The sequence below is a fragment of the Mycobacterium sp. NGS45 genome, from assembly GCF_059812645.1.
Map to the genome: position 1 here is coordinate 169298 of NZ_JCALDB010000003.1, position 20884 is coordinate 190181.

Here is a 20884-nt window from a genome sequence, read left to right on the forward strand (position 1 = left end):
GCTGACTCAATGTGGGCGAAATGGTCACCTGACGCTCACCGACGCGTCACGCCGCGCTTGCCGCGTTGCCGGCTGGCTGCGTCAGCGTGCTGGCCATGAGCACAGCATCGGTACTCATCGCCCCCGATCGCCGCACCGTTTCGACCGCCGCGCCGCGCTACTCGCTGCTGCTGTCGACCGACCCCGAGCTGATCGTCGCCGCGCAGCGGCTGCGCCACGACGTGTTCTGCTCCGAGCCGGGATTCACCCTGGCCGGGGCCGCCGACGGCCTCGACGCCGACCGCTTCGACGAATTCTGCGACCACCTGCTGGTCCGCGAGGACGACTCCGGTGAGCTGGTGGGCTGCTACCGGATGCTGCCCCCGCCGGGCGCCATCGCAGCCGGCGGGCTCTACAGCGCAACCGAATTCGATCTGCGCGCCCTGGATCCGCTGCGGCCCTCGCTGGTCGAGATGGGCCGCGCGGTGGTGCGTGCCGACCACCGCAATGGTGCGGTGGTGCTGATGATGTGGTCGGGCATCCTGGCCTATCTGGACCGCTGCGGCTACGACTACGTGGCCGGCTGCGTCTCGGTGCCGGTGATCGACCCCACCGCGGTGACCGCGCCGGGCAGCCAGATCCGCGGGGTACGGGACCTGGTCAACCGGCGCCACCGCGCGCCGGCCGAACACACCGTATACCCGTACCGCCCGGTCATGTGGGACGGCCGCACCCTCGACCAGATCGCCGCACCGGCGCGACCGCAACTACCGGCACTGATGCGCGGCTACCTGCGGTTGGGCGCGCGGGTGTGTGGTGAGCCGGCCCACGACCCGGACTTCGGGGTCGGTGACTTCCCGGCGCTGCTGGGCAAGGCGACGGCCGATCAGCGCTACCTGAACCGGCTGCGCTCGGCGGCCGCGGCGGCCGAGGTCGCCCGATGAGCACCACACCGAGCCCGTGGCTGCCGCAGGCCAGCTGCGGTGAGCACTGCATGCGGGCCGGGGCCGCGCCGAGCGGTGGCCTGCTGCGGGTGACGTTGCGGGTGAGCCGTCGGGCCGCGGCGCTGGCCCTGCTGCTGCCGACCATGCCGATCCTGGCGATCCGGCTGCCCGGCCGGGTGCACGTGCAGCGCAGCTACTGCCGGTTGCTGTTGCGCGCGCTGGGGACCCGGATCTCGGTCGCGGGCGATCCGGTGCGCAATCTGCGCGGCGTGCTGGTGGTCAGCGACCACGTCTCCTGGCTGGACGTGTTCGTGGTCGGTGCGGTGCTGCCGGGTTCGTTCGTGGCCAAGGCCGAGCTGCTGGGCTGGACCGGCATCGGACGATTGGCGCGTTTGGTCCGGGTCATCCCGATCGAGCGGGCCAACCTGCGCCGGCTGCCCGAGGTGGTGGCGGCCGTGGCGAGCCGGCTGCACGGCGGGCACACCGTGGTGGCCTTCCCGGAAGGCACCACCTGGTGCGGGTTGGGTCACGGAACGTTCCGGCCGGCACTGTTCCAGGCTGCGGTGGACACCGGTCGTCCGGTGCAGCCGCTGCGGCTGAGCTACCGGCACGCCGACGGGCGCACCTCGACCGTGCCGGCCTATGTGGGACAGGACACGCTGGCGGCGTCCATCCGGCGGCTGTTGGTGGCCCAACGCACCGCGGTGCGCGTCGAGATCGCCCCACTGCAGTTGCCCGGCACCGATCGCCGGGAGCTGGCGCGCCGCTGTGAAACCGCGGTGGGCCGCCCGGTTGCCGCGCCGGTCGAGCATCAGCGCCCGGTGGCGGCCTGACCGCAGTCCCGGGTGGACCGGGCGGGCAAATCTGGATTCGGATCCGGCTCTGTGCTGCGGGTACCCTGGGTGAGCCATGAATCCCAGCCAGCCGGCGTATCTCGATCACGCCGCCACCACCCCGATGCATCCGGCCGCCATCCAAGCGATGGCGGAGGTCATGGGCACGGTGGGCAACGCGTCCTCGCTGCACACCTCCGGGCGTGCTGCGCGACGCCGGATGGAGGAGTCGCGCGAGAGCATCGCCGACGCGCTCGGCGCCCGCCCGTCCGAGGTGATCTTCACCGCCGGCGGCACCGAGAGCGACAACCTGGCGATCAAGGGCATCTATTGGGCGCGCCGGGACGCCGACGCCCGGCGGCGCCGGATCATCACCACGGCCGTTGAACATCACGCGGTGCTCGACGCGGTGAAATGGCTCGGCGAGCATGAGGGCGCCGAGATCACGCTGTTGCCCACCGAACCCGACGGGTCCGTCACCCCCGCGGCGCTGCACGCCGCGCTGCAGGTGCACGACGACGTCGCGCTGGTCTCGGTGATGTGGGCCAACAACGAAGTCGGCACCGTGCTGCCGATTCCGGACCTGGCCAAGGTTGCCGCGGATTTCGGTGTGCCGCTGCACACCGACGCGGTGCAGGCCGTGGGCCAGTTGCCGGTCTCGTTCGCCGACAGCGGCTGCGCGGCGCTGAGCGTCACCGCGCACAAGTTCGGCGGGCCCACCGGTGTGGGTGCCCTGCTGCTGCGCCGCGACACCGAATGCGTGCCGCTCGCGCACGGCGGCGGTCAGGAACGGGACGTGCGTTCCGGAACACCGGATGTCGCCGGCGTGGTGGGCATGGCCGCGGCGCTGCGGATCGCGGTGGACGGTGTGGACGCCCATGCCCGCCGGTTGCGTGTGCTGCGGGACCGGCTGATCGACGGTGTGCTCACCGAGATCGACGACGTGGTGGTCAACGGATCCCGCGAGCATCGGCTTCCGGGTAACGCGCACTTCACCTTCCGGGGTTGCGAGGGTGATTCGCTGCTGATGCTGCTGGACGCCAACGGCATCGAATGCTCGACCGGTTCGGCCTGCACCGCCGGGGTGGCGCAGCCGTCGCACGTGCTGTTGGCGATGGGTGCCGATCCGGACACCGCGCGCGGATCGATCCGGCTGTCGTTGGGGCACACCAGTGTCGACGGCGACGTCGAGGCCGCGCTGCGGGTGCTGCCGGCCGCCGTCGAGCGGGCCCGGCAGGCCGCGTTGGCCAGTGCGGGGCAGGTGCCCTGATGCGCGTCCTGGTGGCGATGAGTGGCGGCGTGGATTCTTCGGTGGCCGCGGCCCGCATGGTCGACGCCGGCCACGACGTCGTGGGCGTACACCTGGCGTTGTCCTCGGCGCCGGGCGCGTTGCGCACCGGATCGCGCGGGTGCTGTTCGCGGGAAGATGCCGGGGATGCCCGCCGGGTGGCCGACAAGCTCGGGATCCCGTTCTACGTCTGGGATTTCGCCGACCGGTTCGCCGAGGAAGTGATCGACGACTTTGTCGAGTCCTACGCCCGTGGCGAAACCCCGAACCCGTGCGTGCGGTGCAACCAGCGGATCAAGTTCGCGGCGCTGTCGGCGCGCGCGCTGGCGCTCGGCTTCGACGCGGTCGCCACCGGGCACTACGCACGGCTGCAGCAGGGGCGGCTGCGCCGGGCCGTGGACGCCGACAAGGATCAGTCCTACGTGTTGGCGGTGCTGACCGCAGAACAGTTGCGGCACGCGGCATTTCCGATCGGGGACACCCCCAAGGCGCAGATCCGGGCCGAAGCCGCCGAACGCGGCTTCGCGGTGGCGACCAAGCCGGACAGCCATGACATCTGCTTCATCCCGTCCGGTGACACCCAGGCGTTCCTGGGTGCCCGGATCGGGGTGCGGCCCGGCGCGGTGGTCGACGCCGCGGGCACCGTGCTCGCCGAACACCAAGGCGTGCACGAATTCACCATCGGACAGCGCAAGGGTCTGGGCATCGCCGGCCCGGGCCCGGATGGTCAGCCCCGCTACGTCACGGCGATCGACGCGGCCACCGGCACCGTGCAGGTGGGTTCGGCCGCCGACCTCGAGGTGGACGTGGTGGTCGGTGAAGCACCCATCTTCACCTCGGGTGCCCCCTTCGACGGTGTCCTGGACTGCCAGGTGCAGGTCCGGGCCCACGGTGGAATTGCCTCGGGCACAGCACGATTCGTCGACGGCAAGCTGCGGATGCAACTGGATTCGGCGCTGCGCGGGGTGGCGCCCGGGCAGACCATGGTGCTCTACCGTCCCGATCCGGCCGGCGACGAGGTGCTGGCCAGCGCCACCATCTGCTAACTGGCCGAGCGTCGTCGGATGCCGCGTTCCTGCGGCGTCAGAGCACCCCAGATGCCATAGGGTTCCTGCGCGGCCAGCGCATAGCTGCGGCATTGCTCCAGTACCGGACAGGCCCGGCAGATCGCCTTGGCGTTCTCCTGATGCTCGCGCCGGCGGCGCCCCAGATCGGCTTCGCCGGTGAAGAAGACATGGTCGGGCATGCCCCGGCAACGGGCCTGCAACTGCCATTCCCGGATGTCGGCGCTGGGCCCGGACGCGAGCATCGGCACTCCTTATTGGAAACGATTGTCATTAGTCCTCCGACCGTACCGCGCTGCGACGGCTTTGTCGAAAATCGTTTTCAATAAGCGTGCCCAGGTCGGGGCGGCTACGGCTGCACGGTCACCTTGATGGCTTCGCCGTTCTTCACGATCTGGAAGGCGTCGAGCACCCGGCTCAGCGGGATGTGCTCGGTGATCAGGTCCTTGACCGGCACCTGGCCGGTCGAGATGTACTGCAGTGCGCGCTTGTTGTGCTCGGGTGCCGAGCCGTTGGCGCCGTGGATGTGCAGCTGGCGGTAGTGCACCAGGTTGGAGTCGCAGGTGATGGTCGGATTGGTCTTGGGCAGTCCGCCGAAGAACGAGATCCGGCCGTTGCGCGCGGCCATCGCGATGGCCTGTTCCTGGGCGACGTTGGCTGCCGTCGCGGTGATCACCACGTCGGCACCGCGGCCACCGGTCAGCTCCAGCACCCGGGCCACCACGTCGACCTGCGAGCTGTCGATGATCTCGTCGGGGGAGACCGCCTGCGCCGACATCGCCAGCCGCTGCTCGTTGACGTCGACCAGATAGACCGGGCCGCAGTCATGTACGCCGCGGGCGATCCGGATGTGCATGCAGCCGATCGGACCGGCACCGAAAACCACTACGGTGTCCCCTTTTTCGATGCCCAACAGTTCCTGGGCGTTGATCGCGCAGGCGAACGGTTCGGCCGCCGAGGCCTCGTCGAACCCGACGTTGTCCGGGATCCGGTTCAGCCCATCGACTTTGAGCACCTGGCGGGGCACGATCATGTACTCGGCGAACCCGCCGTCGTACTGATAGCCCATCGAGGTCTGGTTCTGACACACCGCCATCCAGCCCTTGCGGCATTCGTGGCAGTCGCCGCACGGCACGGCCGCGATCACCTGGACCCGGTCGCCGGGCTTCCAGTCGCTGCCGTAAGTGGCGTTGACGTCGGCGCCCACCTCGACGATCTCGCCGGCGATCTCATGGCCGATGGTCCGCGGTGGGGTCAGGTTCTGGTGTCCGTTGTAGAAGATCTTGACGTCGGTGCCGCAGGTCGAACAGTTGCGGACCCGCAGCTTGACCTCGTCGGGTCCACACTGCGGTTCGGCGACCTCTTCGAGCCGGACGTCTTCGGGTGCGTAGAAGCGTAGGGCCTGCATGTGGGTCGTCCTTTCGTGGAGCTTGACCGGCCGCCGGGGGCCGTCGCAGTGCGGGTGGCTTTGTGCACTGTAACCCGCATCCGGTCATAAAACCACTAAATTCATTGCCCATATCTGCCCGAATGCTTGCATTGCTGCCCGGTTGTCCGGTTTACTAGGGCCCATCATGTGATCGGCATCACTTGTCGAGACCCGGAAGGTTCCCGCCATGTCGAAACCAGAAGTCAGTGCGCCACCCGCCGAGGACGCTGCGGCCAACTCCGCTACCGCGCGCACCGGAATGCGGGTCCGGGTGCAAAAGCTCGGCACCTCGCTGTCGAACATGGTGATGCCGAACATCGCGGCGTTCATCGCCTGGGGTTTGATCACCGCGCTGTTCATTGAGGCCGGCTGGCTGCCCGGGTTGTTCGACGCGCTGCGCGACCCGAACGGTCCGGTGGCCCGGATCGGCGGCTGGGGGGCCTACGCCGACGCCGGGATCGTCGACCCGATGATCGCCTACCTGCTACCCATCCTGATCGCCTATGCCGGCGGCCGGATGGTGCACGGCAACCGCGGCGCGGTGGTCGGCGCGATCGCCACCATGGGGGTGATCGCCGGCGCCGACGTACCGATGTTCATGGGCGCGATGATCATGGGACCGCTCGGCGGGTGGTTGATGAAGCGCTGTGATGCGCTGTGGGAGGGCAAGATCCGGCCCGGCTTCGAAATGCTGGTGGACAACTTCTCGGCCGGCATCCTCGGCATGCTGCTGTCGGTGTTCGGTTTCTTCGGCATCGGGCCGATCGTGTCCGGTTTCACCCGGGCGGCCGGTAGCGCGGTGAACTTCCTGGTCGACCACGACCTGCTGCCGCTGACCTCACTGTTCATCGAGCCGGCCAAGGTGCTGTTCCTCAACAACGCGATCAACCACGGTGTGCTCACCCCACTGGGCGCCAATCAGGCCCTGGAGACCGGCAAGTCGATCCTGTTCCTGCTGGAAGCCAATCCGGGACCGGGCCTGGGTCTACTGCTGGCGTTCACCGTGTTCGGCAAGGGTGCGGCGCGCGCCTCGGCGCCCGGCGCGGCGATCATCCAGTTCTTCGGCGGCATCCACGAGATCTACTTCCCGTACGTGTTGGCCAAGCCCAAGCTGATCGCCGCGACCATCCTGGGCGGCATGACCGGGGTGTTCCTCAATGTGCTGTTCGGTTCCGGGCTGCGCGCGCCGGCCGCACCCGGTTCGATCATCGCGGTGTACGCGCAGACCGCCAGCGGCAGCTTCCTGGGTGTCACGGTCTCGGTGATCGGGGCGGCCGCGGTGTCGTTCCTGGTGGCTGCGCTGCTGCTGAAGACCGACCGCGGCGCCGACGAGCCGGATCTGGCCGCGGCCACCGCCGAGATGGAGACGCTCAAGGGCAAGAAGTCATCGGTCGCCGGACTGCTGGGCAGCGCGGCCCCGCAACGACCGATCACCGCCATCGTGTTCGCCTGCGACGCCGGCATGGGTTCGTCGGCGATGGGAGCCTCGGTGCTGCGCAAGAAGATTCAGGCCGCCGGCTTCGCCGACGTCAAGGTCACCAACCAGGCGATCTCCAACCTCACCGACAATTACGGCCTGGTGGTCACGCACCGGGACCTGACCGCGCGGGCGACCCAGAAGACACCGTCGGCGATCCAGGTGTCCGTTGATGACTTCATGGCCAGCCCCCGTTACGACGAGGTGGTCGAGTTGCTCGGCCGGACCAACGGCCCGGCGACGGCCGCGCCCGTCGCGCACGAGCCGCCGGCGCCAGAGCCGGCCGCGGCGCCGGCCGAGGACGTGCTGGCGCTGCAGTCGATCGTGTTGCACGGCACGGCCCGAACGGCCGAGCAGGCCATCGAGGAGGCGGGCCGGTTGCTGGTGGCCGCCGGTGCGGTGGACGAGTCCTACGTCGCAGCCATGCACGAGCGGGAGAAGTCGGTGTCGACCTACATGGGCAACGGGCTGGCGATCCCGCACGGCACCAACGAGGCCAAGGGGGCGATCCGGCGCACCGGCATCTCGTTCGTCCGCTACCCCGAACCGGTGGACTGGAACGGCAAACCGGCCGAGTTCGTCGTCGGCATCGCCGGCGCCGGCAAGGACCACCTGGCCCTGCTCACCCAGATCGCGCAGGTCTTCCTGAACACCGACGAGGTGGCCAAACTGCGGACCGCGGACAGCCCCGAACAGGTCGCGGCGGTGCTGACCGTCGCCGATCCGGCGCAGTGAGGCGGCCGCGCAGCCGATACGGTTGACGCTCGTGAATGCCTTTGCGACGGCGACCGGGATCGGTTCCTGGCCGGGCACCTCGGCCCGGGAAGCCGCCCGGGTGGTGGTGGGGGAGCTCACGGTGCTGCCGCACCTGGTCGAGCTGCCCGGCCGCGGAGTGGGCGCGGACCTGATCGGGCGCGCCGGTGCGCTGCTGGTCGACATCGCCATCGACACCACGGTGCGCGGCTACCGGCTGGTGGCCCGTCCGGGGGCGGTGACGCGACGGGCGCGCAGCCTGCTCGACGAGGACGTCGACGCACTCGAGGAAGCCTGGGAGAGCGCCGGTGCCGCCGCGCGCACCGTCAAGGTGTCCGCACCCGGACCGGTCACGTTGGCTGCTGAACTCGAACTGCCCAACGGTCACCGCGCGCTCACCGATGCCGGTGCGCTGCGTGATCTGGCGGAGTCGCTGGCCGAGGGGGTGGCGGCGCACCGCGCCGAAATCGCCCGCCGGCTCGGGGTGCCGGTGGTGGTGCAGTTCGATGAGCCGTCGCTGCCCGCTGCGCTGGCCGGCCGGCTGTCGGGGGTGACCAGGTTCACCGGGGTGTCTCCGGTGGACGAGTCGGTGGCGGTGGAACTGCTCGATCTGTGCGCTGCCGGCCAGCCCGCCTCGGTGCACTGCTGCTCGGCCGACGTTCCCTGGAAGGTGTTGCAGCGCAGCACCATCCAGGCGGTGTCGGTGGACGCCGCCGGTTTGCGCGCGCAGGACCTGGACGGCATCGGCGAATTCGTCGAATCCGGCCGGACCGTGCAACTGGGCGTGCTGCCCACGCTGGCTCCGGCGCACCGGCCCGCGGTCGAAGAGGTGGCCAGAGCCGCCGCGGCCGTCACCGACCGGCTCGGCTTTGCGCGCGCAGTGCTGCGCGACCGGATCGGCATCACCCCGGCCTGCGGGTTGGCCGGCGCCACCGCGGCGTGGGCGCGCACCGCCGTCGGGCTGTGCCAGCAGGCCGCCGACGGTCTCGCGCAGGATCCCGACGCGATCTAAGGCGTCTCGAGCTGCTTGATCAGCCGCTTGGCGGCGGTCAGCCGGAACGAGGCGTCGAGTAGCTCGGCGACCTCGTCCCAGTCCACCTCGGCGGCGGTCAAGTCCAGGCCCAGCCAGCCGAACGGGCCGAAATATGCCGGGACGAAGAACCGGTGGTCCTGCTCGAGCGCCACCCGCTCGGAGTCGTCGACCTTGACCAACACAGAGTGCGGGAAGGCCACCATCTCGCCGGTGGCCTTCGAGTTGCCGCCGTACATCGCGAACATCTTCGGCACGCAGAACACCGGCCGGCCCCAGGAGACCTTCTCGAACACCTCGGGCAGCGCCAGCGCGATGCGGCGCACCTCGGCCAGCCCGAAGTCGTCGTCATGGAACATGATCGGATGCGGCACGTCGGCCAGCCTACGGTGGACAGCCCTGGTGGCTGCACCAGGCGCCGGCACCAGCACGTGTTGTCCGCCCGTTTCGCTAGCCTTTCAGGGTGAGCAGAGCCGACCGGGTGGATGGCGAGTCCGTCGAGGCAGACCAGGATGAAGCCGAGTTGCGCCGGCAGTGGCAGGAACTGGCCGACGAAGTGCGTGACCACCAGTTCCGCTACTACGTGCGCGACGCCCCGATCGTCTCCGACGCCGAGTTCGACGAGTTGCTGCGTCGATTGCAGCGCCTCGAGCAGGACCATCCCGAGCTGCTCACCCCGGATTCGCCGACTCAGCTGGTCGGCGGCGCCGGCTTCGCGACCGACTTCACCCCGGCCGCGCATCTGGAACGAATGCTGAGCCTGGACAACGTCTTCAACGCCGACGAGCTGGCCGCGTGGACGTCCCGGCTGCAGGCCGAGATCGGTTCCGACGAGCACTTCCTGTGTGAGCTCAAGATCGACGGGGTGGCGTTGTCGCTGGTGTACCGCGACGGCCGGCTGGAGCGGGCCGCCACCCGCGGGGACGGGCGCACCGGTGAGGACGTCACGCTCAACGCCCGCACCATCGAGGACATCCCGGCCAAGCTGACGCCCAACGGCGAATTCCCGATCCCGGCCGTGCTGGAGGTGCGCGGTGAGGTGTTCTTCCGGGTCACCGACTTCGAAGCGCTCAACGCCAGCCTGGTCGAGGCCGGCAAGCCCCCGTTCGCCAACCCGCGCAACAGCGCGGCCGGCTCGCTGCGGCAGAAGAACCCGGCGGTCACCGCGCGCCGGCGGCTGCGGATGATCTGTCACGGCCTGGGCCGCGCCGAAGGCTTCCGGCCGGACAGCTTGCACGACGCCTACCGGGCGCTGCAGGCCTGGGGGTTACCGGTGTCCGAGCACACCAGCCGGGTGCAGGGACTGGCCGCCGTCGAGGAGAAGATCGCCTACTGGGGTGAACACCGCCACGACGTCGAGCACGAGATCGACGGTGTGGTGGTCAAGGTCGACGAGGTCGCGCTGCAGCGCCGGCTCGGGTCGACGTCGCGGGCGCCGCGCTGGGCCGTGGCCTACAAATACCCGCCCGAAGAGGCCACCACCAAGCTGCTCGACATCCGGGTCAACGTGGGCCGCACCGGGCGGGTCACGCCGTTCGCCTACATGGAACCGGTCAAGGTGGCCGGCTCCACCGTCGGGCTGGCCACGCTGCACAACGCCTCGGAGGTCAAACGCAAGGGCGTGCTGATCGGCGACACCGTGGTGATCCGCAAGGCCGGCGACGTGATCCCCGAGGTACTCGGTCCGGTGGTCGACCTGCGCGACGGGTCCGAACGCGAATTCGTGATGCCCACAACGTGTCCCGAGTGCGGCAGCCCGCTGGCCCCGGCCAAGGAAGGCGACGCCGACATCCGCTGCCCGAACTCGCGGTCGTGTCCGGCGCAGCTGCGCGAGCGGGTGTTCCACATGGCCGGCCGCGGCGCCTTCGACATCGAAGGCCTGGGCTACGAGGCCGCGGTGGCGCTGCTGACCGCCGGGGTGATCAGCGACGAGGGCGACCTGTTCACCTTGACCGCCGAGGATCTGCGGCGCACCGAGCTGTTCACCACCAAGGCCGGTGAGCTGTCCGCCAACGGCAAACGACTGCTGGCCAACCTGGACAAGGCCAAGACCCAGCCGCTGTGGCGGGTGTTGGTGGCGCTGTCGATCCGACATGTCGGGCCCACCGCGGCGCGCGCACTGGCCACCGAATTCGGTGACCTGGACGCCATCGAAGCCGCCTCCGAAGAACAGCTCGCGGCGGTCGAGGGCGTGGGACCGACCATCGCCGCGGCCGTCGAGGACTGGTTCACCGTCGATTGGCACCGCGCGATCGTGGACAAGTGGCGGGCCGCCGGGGTCACCATGGCCGATGAACGCGACACCTCGATCGAACGCACCCTGGAGGGACTGTCGATCGTGGTCACCGGATCGTTGACCGGCTTCTCCCGCGATCAAGCCAAGGAGGCCATCCTGGCCCGCGGCGGCAAGGCCGCCGGTTCGGTGTCCAAGAAGACTGCCTTCCTGGTGGCCGGCGACGCCCCGGGATCCAAGTACGACAAGGCCGTCGACCTCGGGGTGCCGATCCTCGACGAGGACGGTTTCCGGCAACTGTTGGAGCAGGGCCCGCCGGCGGCGCCGGACGCCGACGCCGAAGGCTGAGTCAAGCCAGGATGGTCGCGACGATCCCGGCCAGGTAACCCAGCCGGGCCACCTCCGACGGCCGGAAGTCCGGACCGCCGGGACGACCCAGCACCAGCGCGGTGTGCGCATCGCCCAGCGGTGCGGCAGCCAGCGTGGTGTCCATCTGGCGCCAGCTGTCCGGCACCCACTCGGCCTCGCCGTCCAGTGCAGTGGCCTGCTGCAACGGCAGCCAGGGCGCCGAACCGGCCTGGGTCTCCGGAGCGCTGTGGCTGCCCGCCACCCGGCCCAGACCGTCCTCGCCCAGCCGGGTCACCACGGCCCAGCCGACCCGCAGCACCCGTGGGGCCTCGTCGACCAGGACCTGGAGTCGGGCTGCGCCGCTGGCCGCAGCGACGTGGTCGATCAGTTCGAGTTCCCGGTGGGCTTCCAGCAGGCCGGTGTGCGGCCGGATCGAATCCACCCGCACACCGGAAAGCGCTTCGGCGGCGGTGATCAGGACGTCGGGCATGGCACCGGCCGGCAGGTCGACCACCAGATCGTCGATCGCATAACCCGGTGCGCGTTCCACCACGTCCAGCGACAAGATGTCCGCGCCCACCGAGCCGAGCGCCACGGCCAACGAGCCCAGGCTGCCCGGTCGGTCCTCGAGTCGGACCCGCAGAAGGAAGGAACGCACGCGGACACCTTTCCACAGCCCGGCCCGACCAGCACGTTGGGTCCGGCGCGGTTCAGCGCCGCAGATGACCCGCGCACGGCGACGAGCGGCAGGCGAACACCGGTTCAAAAAGCTCGGCGTGCCGGCGCACGGCCCGGCCGGCAGCGGTGTCGTCACCGACGATCAACAACCGCACCCGCGGGTCGATGACCAGCTGTTCGACGTCGTCGTCGCCGGCGTCCGGCGGCACGAACAACACCCGGCCGGACAGGTCCGAGGGCCAGGCCAGATAGGGCAGGTCGGTGCCGACGTCGACCACCGTCAGCTCACCGGGCCCCACCTGCGCGACAGCATCCCGATAGCCGGCGGGGGAGCCGTCGGCACCGACCGCGCGCTGCCGCTGCGCGGGCGACATCGCCGGATAGTCGGACAGCGGCGGGCCCTCACCGGTCAAACCCGAATAGCTGAGCATCAGGTTGCCGGCCGCCACCGCGGCCAACCCCCAGAGCACCGCGACCTGCAGACGTGGTCGCAGCAGACTCAGCGCTGGGGCGGCCAGCGCCAGCACCAGACCCGCGAAGGCCAGCACGTAGCGCGCCACCGACGGGTCGGGCGTCGCCAGGGTCGCCGCCACACACGCCAACATCGGCACCGGCCGGGCGCGCAGCACGCACACCGCGGCCACCGGCAGCGCGATCAAGAACAGCAACCCCAAACCGCCGATCCGCATGTCGAACACCGGCGCCGGCGAGATCACCGTCGTCCAGGACTGCGCCACCCGACCGGCCAAGTTGCCTTGCGGACGTGGCGCATTCGCGCCCGCGGCCAACAGCTCGGCCAGCGGTTTGGGGCCGGGCAGCCGAACCGGACCGACCTCGACACGTACCGGCCACACCGGGTTGCCGTGCCGGATCCACAGCTGCAGGTAGCTGCGCGCACCCAACAGCAAGGCCACCAACCACGCGGCCGCAGTGGCCACCCGGGCCCGGGCGCGCCAGCCCAGCACGGCCAACACCACCAACAGCACCGCCGCGGCCGGCGGTGCCTGCGGCTTGGCGGCCAGGAACAAACCGATCGCGGTGCCGGTCAACAGGATCCGGTTGGGGTCCAGGTCGGAAAGCAGGAACGCGATCGCGGCCAACGCCAGCGCCGCGGCGGCCACGTCGGTGTAGTTCGTCGGCAGCTGCAGGAACACCGCGGGCAGCGTCAACCAGGCCGCGCCGATGGCAACCGCATGCGTGCTCGCAGCGCCGCGGTCGCGGCCGATCACCGCGATCGCGACCGCGCCCAGCAGGCCGAACGGCAGCTGACCCAGATCTACCAACCGGTCATCGGGCAGCAGCGCGCGCCAGGCCGTGAACACCCACTCGGTGGTGTGCGGATAGGTGGACAGGTAGGGCACGTCGGCCGGGACATCGGCCAGCCGGCCGTCTTGCAGCACCAGGTTGACGAACGGCAGGTGATAGCCCAGCGCATCCCACTGCCACACCGGCAGGTAGTAGGCCGCGAACGCGGCAAGCACCAGGGCGGCCGCGGCGACCAGCAGCAGCGGCGCGCCGGCCAGGTCCAACGCCGCGCGCCAGGACAGCTGCCAACGCATGCCCCGGCGCAGCGCCGAAACCCCGACGGCCGCGGCGGCCACCGCCCACAGGGCGAGCAGGGTCGCGGTGTTCAGCACGCCGACGGTCGCCAACAGCTCGGTGCTCACCACCACCAGCGCCACCGTCAGCACCGCACCGGCCAGCAGCCGAGTCAACCCGTCGGCGCGCGGCAACGCGAGCCCGCCCAGCCCCATGGTCAACCCGGCCAGCAGCGCAAGCCCCACCGCCAGCAGACCCCACGCCACGTGCAGCAGCTTTACACGCAGGCTCTAGGCTTGACGTCCGTGTCGCAAATCTCCCGAGACGATGTGGCCCACCTGGCCAGACTGGCGCGGTTGGCGCTGACCGACGATGAACTCGACAGCTATGCGGGCCAGCTGGACGCGATCCTCGAGCACGTCAGCCGGATCCAGGCCGTGGACGTCACCGGCGTCGAAGCCACCGACAACCCGCTGAAGGACGTCAACGTCACCCGTCCCGACGTCGTCGCGCCCAGCCTGACCCAGGACCAAGCCCTGGACCAGGCGCCGCGCGCCGCCGACGGCCGGTTCGAGGTTCCGCAGATCCTGGGGGAGGGCGAATGAGCGACATCATCCGGCTGAGCGCGGCCGAGCTGGCCGGCAAGATCGCCGGCAAGGACCTGTCCTCGGTCGAGGTCACCCAGGCCCACCTGGACCAGATCGCCGCCACCGATGCGCAGTACGGTGCGTTCCTGCACGTCGGGGCCGAGCAGGCGTTGGCCGCCGCGGCCGAGGTGGACGGTCTAATCGCCGCCGGCGAGGCGCTGCCCTCGGCGCTGGCCGGAGTGCCGCTGGCGCTCAAGGACGTGTTCACCACCACCGACATGCCGACCACCTGCGGATCGAAGATCCTGGAGGGGTGGCGTTCGCCGTACGACGCGACCGTCACCGAACGGCTGCGCGCGGCCGGCATCCCGATCCTGGGCAAGACCAACATGGACGAGTTCGCGATGGGCTCGTCCACCGAGAACTCGGCCTACGGACCGACCCGCAATCCGTGGGACACCGAGCGGGTGCCCGGCGGCTCCGGTGGCGGTAGTGCGGCGGCGCTGGCCGCGTTCCAGGCGCCGCTGGCGATCGGCACCGACACCGGCGGCTCGATCCGCCAGCCCGCGGCGCTGACCGCCACGGTCGGGGTCAAGCCCACCTACGGCACGGTCAGCCGCTACGGCCTGGTGGCCTGCGCGTCGTCGCTGGATCAGGGTGGGCCGTGCGCGCGTACGGTGCTCGACACCGCGCTGCTGCACCAGGTGATCGCCGGGCACGACCCGCGCGATTCCACGTCGGTGCAGGCCGCGGTGCCCGACGTGGTCGGCGCGGCCCGGGCCGGTGCCGGCGGTGACCTGAAGGGCGTGCGGGTCGGTGTGGTGGCCCAGCTGCACCGCGGTGAGGGGTATCAGCCCGGGGTGCTGGAGTCGTTCAACGCGGCCGTCGAGCAGCTGCGTGCACTGGGCGCTGAGGTCAGCGAGGTGGACTGCCCGCACTTCGACCACTCGTTGGCCGCCTACTACCTGATCCTGCCCTCGGAGGTGTCCAGCAACCTGGCCCGCTTCGACGCGATGCGCTACGGCCTGCGGGTCGGTGACGACGGCACCCGCAGCGCCGAAGAGGTGATGGCCCTGACCCGGGCCGCCGGTTTCGGTCCAGAAGTCAAGCGCCGCATCATGATTGGCACCTACGCGTTGTCGGCGGGCTATTACGACGCCTACTACAACCAGGCCCAGAAGGTGCGCACGTTGATCGCCCGCGACCTCGACGAGGCCTACCAGAAGGTGGACGTGCTCATCAGTCCGGCCACCCCGACCACTGCGTTCCGGCTCGGCGAGAAGGTCGACGATCCGCTGGCGATGTATCTGTTCGACCTGTGCACGCTGCCGCTGAACCTGGCCGGGCACTGCGGCATGTCGGTGCCGTCCGGACTTTCGGCCGACGACAACCTGCCGGTCGGCCTGCAGATCATGGCGCCGGCACTCGCCGATGACCGGCTGTATCGGGTGGGTGCGGCTTACGAAGCTGCGCGAGGACCGCTGCCAACCGCCGTCTAACCGGGTTAGATGGGCGCCATGCGAATTGGCGTGCTCACCGGAGGCGGCGACTGTCCAGGGCTCAACGCGGTGATCCGGGCCGTGGTCCGGACCTGCGATGCGCGCTACGGCTCTTCGGTGGTCGGCTTTCAGGACGGCTGGCGCGGCCTGCTGGAAGATCGCCGGGTGCAGCTGGTCAACGACGACCGCAACGACCGGCTGCTGGCCAAGGGCGGCACCATGCTGGGCACCGCGCGGGTCAACCCGGACAAATTGCGCGCCGGGCTGGACCAGATCAAGGCAACCTTGGACGACAACGGGATCGAATGCCTGATCCCGATCGGCGGTGAGGGCACGTTGACCGCCGCGCGCTGGCTCTCCGACGAGGGTGTACCGGTGGTGGGGGTGCCCAAGACCATCGACAACGACATCGACTGCACCGACGTCACTTTCGGGCACGACACCGCGATGCAGGTCGCCACCGACGCGATCGACCGGCTGCACAGCACCGCCGAGTCACATCAGCGGGTGATGCTGGTCGAGGTGATGGGCCGGCACGCCGGCTGGATCGCGCTGAACGCCGGCCTGGCCTCGGGCGCGCACATGACGTTGATCCCCGAGCAGCCGTTCGACGTCGAAGAGGTGTGCCGGCTGATCAAGCAGCGCTTCCAGCACGGCTCGTCGAGTTTCATCTGCGTGGTGGCCGAGGGCGCCAAACCAGCCGAGGGGTCGATGGAGTTGCGGCTCGGCGGCACCGACGAATTCGGGCACGAGAAGTTCACCGGCGTGGCCCAGCAGCTGGCGCTCGAGGTCGAGAAGCGGATCAAGAAGGACGTCCGGGTCACGGTGCTGGGACACGTGCAGCGCGGTGGCACCCCGACCGCCTACGACCGGGTGCTGGCCACCCGGTTCGGGGTCAACGCGGCCGACGCCGCACACGCCGGCGAGTACGGCATGATGGTCAGCCTGCGCGGCGAGAACATCGGTCGGGTGCCGTTGGCCGACGCCACCGCGCATCTCAAACTGGTGCCGCAGAGCCGCTACGACGACGCCGCGGCCTTCTTCGGCTGAGCGATTTCGGTGCGTTCAGGGGCGTGTGGCGCCCCCCAACGCACCGAAATCGCACTCACTAGGATCAAGGCATGACTGCTGCCGCAACCGCAGACCTGCTCGACTACGACGACGTGCTCGCCCGCTACGACCCGGTGATGGGTATGGAGGTGCACGTCGAGCTGTCCACCGCGACCAAGATGTTCTGCGGCTGCGCCAACCGGTTCGGCGGCGAGCCCAACACCCAGGTCTGCCCGGTGTGTCTGGGTCTGCCCGGCGCGTTGCCGGTGCTCAACCAGGCCGCGGTGGAGTCGGCGATCCGGATCGGGCTGGCGCTGAACTGCCAGATCGCGCCGTGGGGCCGGTTCGCCCGGAAGAACTACTTCTACCCGGACCAGCCGAAGAACTACCAGATCAGCCAGTACGACGAGCCGATCGCGGTGAACGGCTACCTCGACGTCCCGCTCGACGACGGCAGCACCTGGCGGGTCGAGATCGAGCGCGCGCACATGGAGGAGGACACCGGCAAGCTGACCCACCTGGGCAGCGACACCGGTCGGATCGCAGGTGCGACGACGTCGCTGGCCGACTTCAACCGCGCCGGGGTGCCGCTGATCGAGATCGTCTCCAAGCCGATCGTCGGGGCCGGCGAACGGGCCCCCGAGGTGGCCCGCGCCTACGTCACCGCGCTGCGGGATCTGCTGCGCGCGCTCGGGGTCTCCGATGTCCGGATGGATCAGGGCTCGATGCGTTGTGACTCCAACGTGTCGTTGATGCCCAAGGGGGCAACCGAATTCGGTACCCGCACCGAGACCAAGAACGTCAACTCGCTCAAGAGCGTCGAGGTTGCGGTGCGCTACGAAATGCGTCGGCAAGCCGCCGTGCTCGAAGCCGGCGGCAGCATTCGGCAGGAGACCCGGCACTTCCACGAGGACGGCTACACCAGTGAGGGCCGGGCCAAGGAGACCGCCGAGGACTACCGCTATTTCCCCGAGCCCGACCTGGAACCGGTGGCGCCCAGCGCGGACCTGGTGGAGCAGCTGCGCAGCACGATTCCGGAACTGCCGTGGTTGGCCCGCAAGCGGATTCAGCAGGACTGGGGCATCTCCGACGAGGTGATGCGGGACCTGGTCAACGCCGGGGCGGTCGAACTGGTCAGCGCGACCGTGGCGGCCGGTGCCCCCGCCGAAGCCGCCCGCGCCTGGTGGGGAAACTTCTTGGTGCAGAAGGCCAATGAGGCCGGCGTCGAGCTCGACGAACTGAACATCACGCCGGCCCAGGTGGCCGCCGTGGTCGGGTTGGTCGCCGACGGCAAGCTGTCCAACAAACTGGCCCGGCAGGTGGTCGAGGGCGTGCTGGCCGGTGAGGGTCAGCCCGAAGCGGTGATGACCGCCCGCGGCCTCGCGGTGGTGCGCGACGACTCGCTGATCCAGACCGCCGTCGACGAGGCACTGGCCGCCAATCCCGATGTCGCCGAGAAGATCCGGGGCGGCAAGGTGCAGGCTGCCGGCGCGATCGTCGGCGCGGTGATGAAGGCGACCAAGGGTCAGGCCGACGCCGCCCGGGTCAAGGAACTGGTACTGACCGCCTGCGGCCGAGCCTGATCGGCCAGGTCCTGATCAGTCCTTGTCGTCGTTGCGCGGGAACCCACCGCTCGGGAACAGCGGGAAGACGACGTCGTCGTGCTCGCCTGCGTCCGCGAAGCTGCGGTTGACCGTGGCGCCCCAGACATTGCCGTCCGGCGACAGCGCCATCGCCCAGGCGTGACCGTGCTGACCGTCGCGGACCACTTCTGGATCCCCGGTCACCGCACCGGTTTCCGGTGCCAACCGCACCGCCACGGTTTGCTTGGTGTTGACCAGGTTCACCAGCACGGTGCCGTCCATCGCGGTGCAACCGGCCACCCCGGGTTTGTCGGCCCAGATCCACACCGTGGAAGTCTTGGAGTCCTTGGTGATTCGCTGCAACCGGTCACCGGTGGGCGTGCGGTCGGTGATGTAGAGCGAGCCGTCGGCGGCGTCGACGCACATGCCGCCGGCCGAGCCCAGCCCGCTCAGCGCGGTGGTGTGCGGAGCCTGATCCACGGTGGTCGGCGCCTCGATGCGCAGCACCTTGCCCGCGGTGGAGTTGGGGTCGTTGGCCAGCGCCGGATCGCCGGCATCGCCGGTCTGCACGGTCAACGTGGTGGGGCTGGTGAAGATCAGCGCGCCGGCATTGCCGGTCGCGCCCTTCGGGATCCCGGTGAGCAGCGGCTTGGGGACGTCGCCGTCGGCGACCCGGACCACCCGGTTGTCGGTGGGCGTGCTGATGTAGGCGTACATCAGCCGATCCTGCTGATAGGTCGGTGACAACACGATGTCGAGCAGGCCGCCGTCGCCGGAGCCGTCGACCGGGATGACGGTCTTGACCTTGGGCTCGGCGGCGATCGCGATCTCCTTGACCGCGCCGGTGGTGCGCTCGCCGACCAACGCGTTCTTGGGGCTGCGCATGATCAGCCCGCTGGTGCTCTCCAGGCAGCCCTGCATCACCCCGGGCGCCGGGCAGGCCTTGGGGAACGGGGTGCCCGGCAGCGGCGGCGGCGGCGTGGTGGTCGTGGTGGTCATCGCACCACGCTCGGGTTCGGTGGTGAACGGCTGTGACATCGAGTCGTCGAACTGCGCGCACCCGGCGAAAGCGGGGATCAAGGCCAACGCAGCGGACGCCGCGGTCAGCGTTCTCCAGACCGAAGGGCGCATCAGCATGCAGCCAGGTTACGGATCGCGCGGCGATGCTTGCCACGCACGGTCGCCGCGGAACCGCTCAACTGGCGCATAACCATCTGATATACCTCGGCCAAAGCCGCCCGCAAATACCGGGTTATCTGCTCTGTTGGACCTACCCTGGCAGCTGTGACGAGTCCAACGCATGACCCACGCTGGCAGCGCCCGGAGGATTCGTCCTCAGCAGCCGGCTCGCCACCTGGCAGCGCACGCCTGGTCGACCCGGAAGACGACATGCCCTCAGACACCTACGGCGGCGACTTCGAGACCACCGCGATCCCGCCGTTCGACGCCGAACGATCGGCCCCGTCCGAAACCGGATACAGCCTGCTCAACGAGCCCGAACCGCTGCCCTACGTGGCGCCACAGCCGGATCGCGACGGCGGCGTCGGCCCGGCCGCGATCGAACCCGAGGACTACGACGGTGCGGTGCGCTCGGCCGGCCGGCGCGGAACCCAGGACCTGGGCCTGCTGCTGCTGCGGGTCGGCTTCGGTGCGCTGCTGATCGTGCACGGCCTGCAGAAGGTGTTCGGCTGGTGGGGCGGCCAGGGTCTGGGCGGCTTCAGCGACGGGCTGTCGGCGCTGGGCTACCAGCACGCCGACATCCTCGGGTACGTGGCGGCCGGCACCGAGATCGCCGCTGGGGTGCTGCTGGTGCTGGGCCTGTTCACCCCGCTGGCCGCGGCCGCCGCCCTGGCGTACCTGATCAACGGGCTGCTGGCCGGCGTCGCCAACCAGGAAGATCCCCGGCAGTTCGTGTTCTTCCTGCCCGACGGCCACGAGTTCGAGCTGACCCTGATCGTGGTGGCCGCCGCGATCATCCTGATCGGTCCCGGCCGCTACGGCTTCGACGGTGGCCGCGGCTGGGCACGCCGGCCGTTCATCGGCTCGTTCATGGCCTTGCTGCTCGGCATCGGCGTCGGCGTCGGCGTGTGGGTGCTGCTCAACGGGGTCAACCCGCTCGGCTGACCTGCTATTCGTACGGGTTGGGCACCCGGCCGCCGCTGGCTGCGGTGATCACCGGCAGCGTCGCGAACGTCACGGCCGGCAGCCGCACCTGACTACCGTCGTCGAGCTGGGCACGTCCCCAGCGGGAGCGGATGAACCGCAGCCCCTTGATCTGGGCCCACTGCATCCGGGTGCTGCCGAACACATCACGTGCGGTCAGCCCGTCGGCGTCGACCACGGTGCGCAACCGCACCACCAGCGCCGAGAACGCCAGCGGGAACACCAGCAACACACCCAGCCACGGCACCGCCGGCGTCATGGCCAACAGCAGGAAGGCCAGGAAGCCGGTACCGACATGGGCCATCGGCGAGATCTTGATGACCACCGGCCGGGACGGTTGCTCAGGGGATGCGGGCACACCAGCATCTTGCATCACCGCGCCGACGGGCCGAGTGTGCAGGTCAACG

At 69.9% G+C, this 20884-nt stretch carries 19 protein-coding genes; 12 read left to right on the forward strand and 7 right to left on the reverse strand.

Features of this window, described 5'->3' with window-relative positions; translation table 11 throughout:
• Positions 1–95: 95 nt before the first annotated feature.
• The 4 genes from AC5Y3P_RS04615 to mnmA all read left to right on the forward strand — a co-directional run bounded on the left by AC5Y3P_RS04615 (position 96) and on the right by mnmA (position 4090).
• The gene (locus tag AC5Y3P_RS04615) at positions 96–923 is read left to right on the forward strand and encodes a GNAT family N-acetyltransferase (RefSeq protein ID WP_500044707.1); all 828 of its coding nucleotides are present in this window, start codon (positions 96–98) and stop codon (positions 921–923) included.
• Positions 920–1756: a lysophospholipid acyltransferase family protein gene (locus tag AC5Y3P_RS04620; protein WP_500044708.1), complete on the forward strand. Its 837-nt coding sequence runs from the start codon at positions 920–922 to the stop codon at positions 1754–1756. The genes AC5Y3P_RS04615 and AC5Y3P_RS04620 overlap by 4 nt, the downstream gene beginning before the upstream one ends.
• 76 nt (positions 1757–1832) lie before the next feature.
• The gene (locus AC5Y3P_RS04625) at positions 1833–3026 is read left to right on the forward strand and encodes a cysteine desulfurase family protein (protein ID WP_500044709.1); all 1194 of its coding nucleotides are present in this window, start codon (positions 1833–1835) and stop codon (positions 3024–3026) included.
• Positions 3026–4090, forward strand: coding sequence for a tRNA 2-thiouridine(34) synthase MnmA (mnmA, locus tag AC5Y3P_RS04630; RefSeq protein WP_500044710.1), 1065 nt, complete (start codon positions 3026–3028; stop codon positions 4088–4090). The genes AC5Y3P_RS04625 and mnmA overlap by 1 nt, the downstream gene beginning before the upstream one ends.
• Here the strand turns inward: mnmA and AC5Y3P_RS04635 are convergent.
• Together AC5Y3P_RS04635 and AC5Y3P_RS04640 are read right to left on the reverse strand one after the other, a co-directional pair.
• Entirely contained in the window at positions 4087–4353 is a 267-nt protein-coding gene (locus AC5Y3P_RS04635) for a WhiB family transcriptional regulator (protein WP_500044711.1), read from the reverse strand. The two genes, mnmA and AC5Y3P_RS04635, sit on opposite strands and share 4 nt — an antisense overlap.
• A 104-nt stretch (positions 4354–4457) precedes the next feature.
• Complete coding sequence (locus AC5Y3P_RS04640) at positions 4458–5516, reverse strand: zinc-dependent dehydrogenase (RefSeq protein WP_500044712.1); 1059 nt, start codon at positions 5514–5516, stop codon at positions 4458–4460.
• Positions 5517–5724: 208 nt separating this feature from the next.
• On the opposite strand from AC5Y3P_RS04640, the gene AC5Y3P_RS04645 reads away from it, so the two are divergent.
• Both AC5Y3P_RS04645 and AC5Y3P_RS04650 read left to right on the forward strand, forming a co-directional pair.
• Positions 5725–7749, forward strand: coding sequence for a PTS mannitol transporter subunit IICBA (locus AC5Y3P_RS04645; protein WP_500044713.1), 2025 nt, complete (start codon positions 5725–5727; stop codon positions 7747–7749).
• A gap of 31 nt (positions 7750–7780) precedes the next feature.
• Positions 7781–8779, forward strand: a complete 999-nt coding sequence (locus AC5Y3P_RS04650) for a uroporphyrinogen decarboxylase/cobalamine-independent methonine synthase family protein (protein ID WP_500044714.1) — start codon at positions 7781–7783, stop codon at positions 8777–8779.
• Here AC5Y3P_RS04650 and AC5Y3P_RS04655 read toward each other — a convergent pair.
• Entirely contained in the window at positions 8776–9171 is a 396-nt protein-coding gene (locus AC5Y3P_RS04655; protein WP_500044715.1) for an MmcQ/YjbR family DNA-binding protein, read from the reverse strand. The genes AC5Y3P_RS04650 and AC5Y3P_RS04655 overlap by 4 nt on opposite strands.
• Positions 9172–9278: 107 nt before the next feature.
• On the opposite strand from AC5Y3P_RS04655, the gene ligA reads away from it, so the two are divergent.
• Positions 9279–11378 carry an NAD-dependent DNA ligase LigA gene (ligA, locus tag AC5Y3P_RS04660; protein ID WP_500044793.1) on the forward strand — a complete coding sequence of 700 codons (2100 nt, stop codon included), beginning with the start codon at positions 9279–9281 and terminating at the stop codon, positions 11376–11378.
• A gap of 1 nt (position 11379) precedes the next feature.
• Here the strand turns inward: ligA and AC5Y3P_RS04665 are convergent, their stop codons facing one another.
• Positions 11380–12036 (reverse strand): ACT domain-containing protein, encoded by a 657-nt coding sequence (locus AC5Y3P_RS04665; protein ID WP_500044716.1) that lies wholly within the window; start codon positions 12034–12036, stop codon positions 11380–11382.
• A 52-nt stretch (positions 12037–12088) separates the two neighbouring features.
• Positions 12089–13861: a hypothetical protein gene (locus AC5Y3P_RS04670; protein WP_500044717.1), complete on the reverse strand. Its 1773-nt coding sequence runs from the start codon at positions 13859–13861 to the stop codon at positions 12089–12091.
• Between the two features lie 39 nt (positions 13862–13900).
• Between AC5Y3P_RS04670 and gatC the strand changes: the two genes are divergently transcribed.
• The 4 genes from gatC (at position 13901) to gatB (ending at position 18314) form a co-directional block, all read left to right on the forward strand.
• Positions 13901–14200: an Asp-tRNA(Asn)/Glu-tRNA(Gln) amidotransferase subunit GatC gene (gene gatC, locus AC5Y3P_RS04675; protein ID WP_500044718.1), complete on the forward strand. Its 300-nt coding sequence runs from the start codon at positions 13901–13903 to the stop codon at positions 14198–14200.
• Complete coding sequence (gene gatA / locus AC5Y3P_RS04680; protein ID WP_500044719.1) at positions 14197–15681, forward strand: Asp-tRNA(Asn)/Glu-tRNA(Gln) amidotransferase subunit GatA; 1485 nt, start codon at positions 14197–14199, stop codon at positions 15679–15681. The genes gatC and gatA overlap by 4 nt, the downstream gene beginning before the upstream one ends.
• Positions 15682–15699: 18 nt before the next feature.
• On the forward strand, positions 15700–16731 hold the full coding sequence (locus tag AC5Y3P_RS04685) for an ATP-dependent 6-phosphofructokinase (RefSeq protein WP_500044720.1): 1032 nt from the start codon (positions 15700–15702) through the stop codon (positions 16729–16731).
• A 71-nt stretch (positions 16732–16802) separates the two neighbouring features.
• Positions 16803–18314: an Asp-tRNA(Asn)/Glu-tRNA(Gln) amidotransferase subunit GatB gene (gene gatB / locus AC5Y3P_RS04690; protein WP_500044721.1), complete on the forward strand. Its 1512-nt coding sequence runs from the start codon at positions 16803–16805 to the stop codon at positions 18312–18314.
• A 15-nt stretch (positions 18315–18329) separates the two neighbouring features.
• Here the strand turns inward: gatB and AC5Y3P_RS04695 are convergent, their stop codons facing one another.
• Positions 18330–19451, reverse strand: coding sequence for a PQQ-dependent sugar dehydrogenase (locus AC5Y3P_RS04695; RefSeq protein ID WP_500044722.1), 1122 nt, complete (start codon positions 19449–19451; stop codon positions 18330–18332).
• 147 nt (positions 19452–19598) lie between these two features.
• On the opposite strand from AC5Y3P_RS04695, the gene AC5Y3P_RS04700 reads away from it, so the two are divergent.
• Positions 19599–20438 carry a DoxX family protein gene (locus AC5Y3P_RS04700; RefSeq protein WP_500044723.1) on the forward strand — a complete coding sequence of 280 codons (840 nt, stop codon included), beginning with the start codon at positions 19599–19601 and terminating at the stop codon, positions 20436–20438.
• Between the two features lie 4 nt (positions 20439–20442).
• Here the strand turns inward: AC5Y3P_RS04700 and AC5Y3P_RS04705 are convergent, their stop codons facing one another.
• Positions 20443–20835, reverse strand: coding sequence for a PH domain-containing protein (locus tag AC5Y3P_RS04705; RefSeq protein WP_500044724.1), 393 nt, complete (start codon positions 20833–20835; stop codon positions 20443–20445).
• Between the last annotated feature and the right edge of the window lie 49 nt (positions 20836–20884).